The 3,226-nt window shown below is 65.8% G+C and carries 2 protein-coding genes and 1 pseudogene; 1 reads left to right on the top strand and 2 read right to left on the bottom strand.

Translation table 11 applies throughout. The features are described from left to right. Positions 1-325: 325 nt before the first annotated feature. Positions 326-1,420, bottom strand: a complete 1,095-nt coding sequence (locus ACI944_RS13515) for an aminotransferase class V-fold PLP-dependent enzyme (RefSeq protein ID WP_411719551.1) — start codon at positions 1,418-1,420, stop codon at positions 326-328. A 135-nt stretch (positions 1,421-1,555) separates the two neighbouring features. Here ACI944_RS13515 and ACI944_RS13510 point away from each other — a divergent pair, with 135 nt between their 5' ends. Further along, positions 1,556-2,338 carry an alpha/beta fold hydrolase gene (locus ACI944_RS13510; protein WP_411719550.1) on the top strand — a complete coding sequence of 261 codons (783 nt, stop codon included), beginning with the start codon at positions 1,556-1,558 and terminating at the stop codon, positions 2,336-2,338. Positions 2,339-2,838: 500 nt separating this feature from the next. Here ACI944_RS13510 and ACI944_RS13505 read toward each other — a convergent pair. Then, positions 2,839-3,226 (bottom strand): annotated as a pseudogene (locus ACI944_RS13505) (hypothetical protein); the annotation flags it as partial.

Here is a 3,226-nt window from a genome sequence, read left to right as displayed (position 1 = left end):
GTCAGAGCCGTCTCGGATTTTGTCTTCACACTGTGGGCAGACGCGCGGGCTCTCAACGTCGTTCGGCGTAAAGACCCGTGCGTACGCTGCCGTCACGAACGCGCCGCAGTTTTGACATTCCGGCATATGCATACTGAAGAGCGCGATACACATAATAATAGTGTGGTACAGAATAGCGCGCCGTACGTCGAATCGGGCGGAGATCGACCCGGCCTGAGTGGCTGGGGCGTTCGGAGCACCCCGAGAGCCCGGTCGCGGCTGATCGCGTCGGCTCAGGGGGCCTGTGGCGAACAGTCCTTCATCTTGAGACGTCGGTCGAGGACAGTCACGCCAACTCCAGAAGCCGATCGATCTCGGCAGCCGTGTTGAACGCGTGAACCGATGCTCTGACGTCACCGGACGGCAGGTCTCGGATAACTACCCCAGCGTCGCTCGCCCGCTCAAGGAGCGCGTCGGGATCGTCCGACTCGAAGACGACCAGCCCGGATTCGTACTCGCGAGGCGAAACCAGCCGGTCGCCGAGGCCGGTCTTGAGCCGGTCGGTCAAGCGTTCGATGTGGTCTTCGATCGTGTCGAGGCCGACGGTTTCGATCGTCCCGATAGCCTCGATAAGGCCGGCGTAGGGGGCGACCGAAGTCGTCGAGACCTCGAATCGTCTCGCATCGGGGTGGTACTCGAGCCCCTCGCCGTTCGGCTCCGCTACGCTCCGATAGCCGATGTGGCGGGGCCGAAACGAGTCGAGCGAGTCGGGAGCGACGTAGGTAAAGCCGGCTCCCCACGGCCCGAGGAGCCACTTGTGGCCCGACGCACAGACGGCGTCGGCACCCCACTCGGTGACATCGATCGGGTGTTGGCCGACGGTTTGGACGGCGTCGACGATAACGAGCGCTCCGGCATCGTGAGCGATCTCGACGGCGCGCTCGACAGAGAGTTGGGTGCCGTGGACCCAGCTTTCGGAACTCAGACAGACGAGTTTGGCGTCCGCCACCGCCTCGCGGTAGGCCTCCATCGGGAGGCGACCGTCCGGGCACGAAAGCGTCGTTACCTCGACGCCCTGTTCCGTGAGGCGTCGCCACGGTAACACCCCCGAAGGATGTTCGAGGTCGGTATTGACGACCCGGTCACCGGGTTCCCAGTCGATCGCGTTGGCGATCCGGCTGATTCCGTCGCCGGTCGAGGCGACCAAGGCGATATCGTCTGATCGAACGCCGACGTGGCCGGCGACGGCTTCGCGGGCTTCCGCAAGGAGGTCGGCGGCGGCGGTGTAGTGGTCCGTTTCGCAGACATCGAACTCGTGTCGGCGCTGGGCCTCGGTGACGGCCTCGACGACGGATCGGGGGCTCGGGCCGCTGGCACCGGTGTTCATGTACGCGCACGACTCGCAGGCGGGAATGTCCGCACGAAGCGCGGCAGGGTCCATACCCGACGTTTGGCCGTCGGCGAAAAAACCCTGTGTATCCTCGACGGTGCGCCCGGGACCGCTTGCTGGCAGTCGAAAAGCGGCTCTCGCGGGCGTGGCACAAAGTGCTATACGTCCGGGCGTGTGGGTTCGGATATGCCGACGATCACCGTCAAAGGGGCCACGCTCCGATACGAGCGCTCGGGGCCGGCGGATCGGCCCGCAGTGGCGTTTCTTCCGGATGTTGGGTTCGGGCCGTGGGTGTGGGGCTGGCAGGCCCCCGAGTTCGCGGGGTCGTATCGGACGGTCGTTCAGGCAGCACGGGGAACCGACGGGTCGAAGGGGCCCGGCCCCTACACAATCGATCGGTTCGCGGCCGAGTTAGAGGCGATCCTCACCGACGCCGGAATCCGGCGTGTCCACCTCGTCGGGGCGGGACTCGGCGGGATGGTCGCGCTTCGATACGCCCGCGAGTACGGGCGCGCACGCTCGCTGTCGCTTCTCGGTGTGGCGGCCTCGGGCGATCGAATCGATCGAGCGGCGCTGTCGGCGTTGCATCCGGCCGATCCGGCGGGCTTCGAGGGATCTCTGTCGGTCGCGTTCACCGACCGGTTCCTCACCGAAACGGACCTCGGAGAACGGATCACGGCGTGGCGGCGCAAGGAGGACGCGACCGGCGAGGCGCTGTCGGGCCATCGCGAGGCCGCCCTCGGATTCGAGGCCGGGGCGCTGTACGAGCTGTCGCTCCCGGTACTCGTCTGTCACGGCGTCGACGACCCCATCGTGCCACCGGCCGCCGGCGAGGAACTGGCTGCCGAACTGCCGAACGGACGGTTCGAGGCCGTCGAGGGGAAACGGTGCTGTTACATCGAGCACGCCGCGGCCGTGGCGGACGCCATCGACGGGTTTATTGACGAAGTGGTCACCTCGAAAGCATAGCCGTGGATCGGTCGCTCGTAGGATCGGTCGCTCCCGGGATCACAAGAGTCGGCCGCGTCCAGGACTGACCCGGACGGGACATTTAGAAGCCATCTTATATACCAACCCCACACCCACGGTGCAGTGGCGCGCGCTCGGGGCCGTGTCCGAGGCGGGCGGCAAGCGAACGCGAGCCGACCCCCGAGGGCCGGCCTATTCCACGTGCGAGGGATGAGTGAGGCGCGAAGTGCCGAACGAATCGGTTGGGGAGGCGTGCGGCCTGCGGAGGCGGCTGTGAGGTGGCAGCAAGGTGTACTGTGCGGGGCGTTCCCGGCAAAACAGACGGGGATGTGCTGGAAGAAAGCCACCGGCCGCGGTTCGATCGGAGCCGCCCGAACCACGAGAACTCATAGATGGATCCGGAGCCCGATCCCGTACTAAGTAAATCTAACAGTCTGTGTTCCTAAATCTGATACTCTACGCTGCTAAAGCTGATACTCTACGCCGCTAAATCTGACAGTCTACGCTCCGGGATCGCCGCCGTCATCGGCTTCGAGCACGTCGAACGTCTTTTCGGCCCAGCGGACCGCGAACTCAGCCTCGTACTGGTCGTAGGCGGCGGTGTCAAGAGCGTCGAACGGCGTCGGAACTTCGACGTCGTGCTTGATCGCGCTGCAGGCGAGTTCGGCAGCGTCGGGAAATGATGTCCGGCCCAAGGCGACATCACGGGGGAGGTCGGCAAGGCGGGGTTCAAGCCGCTCGCCGGCGTCGACCCACTCGGCATAAAGCCTGGGGAAAGCGTCGGCCCAGTCGGCGAAGACAGGGCGCGCTGAACGGCCGACAAAGGCGGCAACGAGTGCGGCGGCGAGTTGGTAGGTGTCAGCCGACCCGAGCGAAGTCGCGTCGGCG

Source organism: Natronomonas sp. (assembly GCF_046710025.1).
Classification (GTDB): domain Archaea; phylum Halobacteriota; class Halobacteria; order Halobacteriales; family Haloarculaceae; genus Natronomonas.
This window is presented reverse-complemented; position numbering and strand designations above follow the sequence as displayed.